5 protein-coding genes are annotated in these 5,128 nt (G+C 47.8%); all 5 read left to right on the top strand.

Translation table 11 applies throughout. The features are described from left to right. Positions 1-73 precede the first annotated feature (73 nt). Genes ABNT28_RS09915 through ABNT28_RS09895 form a run of 5 tightly spaced genes read left to right on the top strand, consistent with a single transcriptional unit; the run spans position 74 to position 5,068 of the window. A complete protein-coding gene (locus tag ABNT28_RS09915; protein ID WP_332924001.1) occupies positions 74-940 on the top strand; it encodes a sugar ABC transporter permease in 867 nt (288 codons plus the stop codon). A 10-nt stretch (positions 941-950) separates the two neighbouring features. Continuing rightward, a complete protein-coding gene (locus ABNT28_RS09910; RefSeq protein WP_348721501.1) occupies positions 951-1,781 on the top strand; it encodes a carbohydrate ABC transporter permease in 831 nt (276 codons plus the stop codon). A gap of 10 nt (positions 1,782-1,791) precedes the next feature. After that, positions 1,792-2,796 (top strand): ABC transporter ATP-binding protein, encoded by a 1,005-nt coding sequence (locus ABNT28_RS09905; protein WP_332924003.1) that lies wholly within the window; start codon positions 1,792-1,794, stop codon positions 2,794-2,796. Beyond that, the gene (locus tag ABNT28_RS09900; protein WP_332924004.1) at positions 2,793-3,566 is read left to right on the top strand and encodes an L-iditol 2-dehydrogenase; all 774 of its coding nucleotides are present in this window, start codon (positions 2,793-2,795) and stop codon (positions 3,564-3,566) included. The genes ABNT28_RS09905 and ABNT28_RS09900 overlap by 4 nt, the downstream gene beginning before the upstream one ends. Next, positions 3,566-5,068, top strand: coding sequence for a mannitol dehydrogenase family protein (locus ABNT28_RS09895; protein WP_348721500.1), 1,503 nt, complete (start codon positions 3,566-3,568; stop codon positions 5,066-5,068). Before ABNT28_RS09900 ends, ABNT28_RS09895 begins: the two co-directional genes overlap by 1 nt. The last annotated feature ends 60 nt before the right edge of the window (positions 5,069-5,128 follow it).

Here is a 5,128-nt window from a genome sequence, read left to right as displayed (position 1 = left end):
ACGCCAAATCTGATCATGGTGCCATGAGCACCTCGTCCGAGGAAGTGATCCCGTAAAATTAGGAGGCGCGCCCTTGGCTACCCAGCATTCCCGATCAATTGCCAGATTAATGATCGCACCAGCAACAATATTGCTTCTAGGCTGGATGCTTGTTCCTCTGGTTATGACACTATACTTCTCATTCAAGAAATATCTGCCGTTGCGCGGTGGCGATCTAGGATGGGTGGGTTTTGACAATTATGTACGTTTTGTTTCATCCAGCTCGTTCTGGCCTGCTGTAGCAACAACGTTGACCATTGTCGGTGGTGTTCTGATTATAACAATTTTACTAGGTATTCTGCTAGCTTTGCTTCTGGATCAGCCTATCTGGGGTCAGGGCATTGTTCGAATACTTGTGATCGCACCATTCTTCGTGATGCCAACCGTATCCGGCCTTGTCTGGAAAAATATGTTTATGGATCCGGTGAATGGTTTTTTTGCCCATCTCTGGCGGGCTTTTGGTGCTGAACCAATCCAATGGCTTAGCCAAGCATCATTGCCCTCACTTATAATGATCATCAGCTGGCAGTGGTTGCCTTTTGCCACGCTGATCCTGTTAACAGCTGTTCAATCTTTGGATACCGAGCAACGCGAGGCCGCAGAAATGGATGGTGCCGGACCGTTTAGCCGTTTCTATTTCATTACGCTACCGCATCTTTCGCGTGCCATCACGGTTGTGGTGTTGATCAAGACAATTTTTCTTTTATCCATTTTTGCTGAAATTTTCGTGACAACTGCCGGTGCCTTTGGCACTAAAACACTGACCTATTTGATTTTTCAACGGGTTCTTGAAAGCCAGAATGTAGGGCTAGGCTCGGCAGGTGGCGTATATGCAATTATTTTAGCCAATATCGTTGCCATTTTTCTAATGCGCATCGTCGGCAAGAATCTGGACAGGTGAGGAGATAAACATGGCCCGCACTGTCACAACCAGGCGTAAATTAATCACAACTATTATTGCATGGACCATAGGCCTTGCAATTTTCTTTCCCATTCTTTGGATCATTGTTCTGTCATTCAAGACTGAAGGTGATGCGATCAGGACACCTATCGAGGTACTGACGTCGGCTTGGACTCTTGAAAGCTATTCTGTGGTGCAGGTACGCTCAGACTATTTCAAGCATTTCAACAATTCAGTGATTATCGCGATTGGTTCAACTTTGTTGGGTGTTCTTGTTGCTGTACCCGCAGCTTGGTCTATGGCATTTGTGCCATCACGTCGGACGCGTGGTATTTTGATGTGGATGTTATCGACAAAAATGCTACCCGCTGTTGGCGTTCTTTATCCGATTTATCTTTTGTTTATTCAGCTTGGCATTCTTGATAGCCGCACAGGTCTGGTTGTCATTTTGATGCTGATCAACCTACCGATCATAATTTGGATGCTCTATACATATTTCAAAGAAATCCCGAATGAGATACTCGAAGCCGCGCGTATGGATGGGGCAAATTTGCGTTCAGAACTGCTTTATGTTCTCACACCAATGGCCGTGCCGGGTATCGCATCCACTATGCTTTTAAACATAATTCTAGCTTGGAATGAGGCCTTTTGGACCTTGAATCTGACCGCTGCCAAAGCAGCACCACTTACGGCATTTATAGCGAGCTATTCCAGTCCAGAAGGGCTTTTTTATGCAAAGCTGAGCGCCGCCTCGGTTATGGCAATTGCACCAATCTTAATCATGGGCTGGTTTAGCCAGAAACAACTCGTGCGCGGCCTAACCTTTGGGGCGGTAAAATAGGAAAACCGATATGAAGCAGATACAACTCATTCAAATTTCAAAGCATTTTGGTAATGTCGAAGTTATTCCGCCACTGGATTTGCAAATTGATGATGGCGAGTTCGTCGTGTTTGTTGGTCCGTCTGGTTGCGGCAAATCCACCCTTTTGCGGCTGATTGCCGGACTTGAGGATGTGACATCAGGACAGATTTTGATTAACGGTCAGGATGCGACAGTAAACCCACCTTCCAAACGTGGACTTGCCATGGTGTTTCAGTCCTATGCGCTGTATCCGCATATGTCTGTGCGCAAAAATATCGCCTTTCCCCTGCGGATGGCTGGGTTGGATAAGGCAGAGCAGACGCGCCGGGTCGAAGAGGCCGCAAAGGTTCTGAATCTTACTGATTATCTTGATCGACGTCCCGGACAGCTATCAGGTGGCCAGCGTCAACGCGTTGCCATTGGTCGTGCGATTGTACGCGAGCCAACGGCATTCCTATTTGATGAACCTTTATCGAACCTTGATGCGGCACTTCGGGTTGGGATGCGACTTGAAATAAGTGAACTGCATAAGCGGCTTGCAACTACAATGATTTATGTAACACATGATCAGATAGAGGCGATGACCATGGCTGACAAAATTGTGGTGTTGCAGGCAGGCGTGATCGAACAGGTAGGAAGCCCATTAGAACTATATCACAATCCATGTAATACATTCGTTGCTGGCTTCATTGGGTCGCCAAAGATGAATCTTCTTGGCGGCAAAGAGGCTTTAAAACATAAGGCACATACCATCGGGATACGGCCTGAGCATATTGCCATTTCATCCAAGAAGGGTGATTGGGAAGGCGTAGTTGGCGTGACTGAACATTTGGGGTCAGATACCTTTGTTCACGTGCATTGCCCGGTCTTTTCAGAAACATTGACGGTGCGCGCCAGTGGAGCGTTGGATTTACCTTATGGTACCAAGGTTTACCTCACACCTGACTTCACGCATCTGCACAAATTTGACAAACAAGGATTGCGGCAAACATGAAACGGCTAGCTGGCAAATCAGCGCTGATTACGGGCGCCGCACGGGGGATAGGGCTGCATTTCGCTGAGGCCTATATCAATGAAGGTGCGCAGGTTGCAATAGCTGATATCAATAGTAAACAAGCGCAGCTAGCGGCAAAACGCCTTGGTGATCAGGCCATGGCCATTGAGATGGATGTGACAAGTCAGACGAGTATCGATATAGGCGTTGATGCGGCAGTGGCGGCATTTGGTGGCATTGATATTCTTATAAATAATGCGGCGGTTTTTACGGCGGCACCGATTGCCGAGATCACGCGTGATGACTATCAGCAGGTGTTTGATATAAATGTCGCGGGAACATTATTCACAATGCAAGCCGTTGCCCGCCATATGATAAAACGCGGCGAGGGCGGCAAAATCATCAATATGGCCAGCCAGGCAGGACGTCGGGGCGAGCCACTAGTGGCAGTCTATTGTGCGACAAAGGCCGCTATTATCTCTTTGACACAATCTGCAGGGATGAACCTGATCGAGCATGGCATCAATGTGAACGCAATATCGCCTGGTGTGGTTGATGGCGAACATTGGGACGGTGTTGATGCCTTTTTTGCAAAATATGAAAACAAGCAGCCTGGCCAAAAAAAGCAGGAAGTCGCCGCTGGCGTGCCTTTTGGCAGAATGGGTCATCCCGAAGATCTTTCTGGCATGGCAATTTTCCTGGCAAGTAAAGAAGCCGACTACATTGTGGCACAAACCTATAATGTAGATGGTGGACAATGGATGAGTTAATGGATCTTTCTTCGCGTAAAACCAATGTGAATAGTCTGCAAAACAATACGCTTGACGAATTGCCAGCACATGTCATGCGTCCCAGCTATGATCGTAAAAAGATGTCGCCTGGTATCGTGCATATAGGTGTTGGTAATTTTCATCGCGCGCATCTAGCCTGGTATGTTCACCGCCTCATGCAACAAGGTCACGCTTTGGATTGGGCAATCATTGGTGCTGGCGTTCGCGAACATGATTCTGTTATGCGTGAAAAGTTGTTGGGACAAGATTGCCTAACCACATTGATTGAACTCGACCCACTTGGCGCGCAAGCAACTGAAGTCACCGGAGCGATGTTGGACTTTTTGCCCGTTGAGCCAGATAATAAACCACTTATTCAGACAATGGCCGATCCAAGAATACGGATTGTAACAACAACGATAACCGAAGGTGGTTATTACCTTGATCCTGTTACTAACGGGCTAGATATAACGCATGCCGACATTATCCATGATGCCGAAAATCCGGATTGTCCTCGCACCGCATTCGGCGCCATTGTTGCCGCGCTCCGTTTGCGGCGTGACAGTGGCATTGGCCCTTTCACAGGGTTGAGTTGTGATAACTTACAGGCAAATGGCACGATTTTGCGACAGTCTGTTGTTGGTCTGGCACGGCTAAGTGATCATGATCTTGCCGACTGGATTGATAGTCATTGTTCGTTTCCAAACTCAATGGTTGATTGCATTGTGCCCGCCACTGGTCCTGCCGAACTGCAACGTGCGCGGTCTCTTGGAATAGATGATGCGGCACCGGTGACGCATGAAAACTTCCGCCAATGGGTCATTGAAGATACATTCTGTGCTGGACGCCCTGATTGGACGCTTGTAGGGGCTGAATTCTCGGATCACGTGCATCAGTATGAGGCGCGAAAAATACGTGTTCTAAATGGCGGCCATCAGGTGCTTGCTAACGCTGCAGAAATTTTGGGTGTTGATAATATCTCTGATGCGATGGCACATCCGCTGATCCATGCCATGTTCAGAAAGGTGCTAACAGAAGAGATCATTCCGCATGTCGATCCTTTGCCTGACAGTCCGGTCATCGAATATCTAGATCTGATTGATAGACGGTTCGCTAATGATTCCATTATAGATACGGTGCGGCGTGTTGCCTTTGATGGCTCGGCGCGCCATGTTGGTTTTATCCTGCCAACAATTCGTGATGCGTTGAAATCTGGCCAATCCATCGAAGGGTTGGCACTTATCGAGGCGTTATGGGCGCGCATGTGTCTAGGCACACGTGAAAATGGTAGCCAGATTGCGGCGAACGATCCCATTTGGGAAACGCTCACAATCAAAGCTGCTGACGCACAGCAAAACCCGTCTGTCTGGCTTGAAATGCAACAAATATATGGTGATCTCAGCCAACACGCACGCTTTGCTGATGCGTTTGGAAGATGGCTATTATGCATTTATCAAAACGGTGTTGAAGCAACGATCCGCATCTATACGGAACAAAATTAAATGCCCGCTTGACCAGATTGACCTAACCCTAGGTTCTTTAAAATGGTGCCCGATGCCAGA

This window comes from uncultured Candidatus Puniceispirillum sp. (assembly GCF_963979125.1).
Taxonomy (GTDB): Bacteria; Pseudomonadota; Alphaproteobacteria; order Puniceispirillales; family Puniceispirillaceae; genus Puniceispirillum.
Note: the sequence above shows the minus strand (reverse complement) of the source record. Positions and strands in the feature narration are given on the sequence as shown.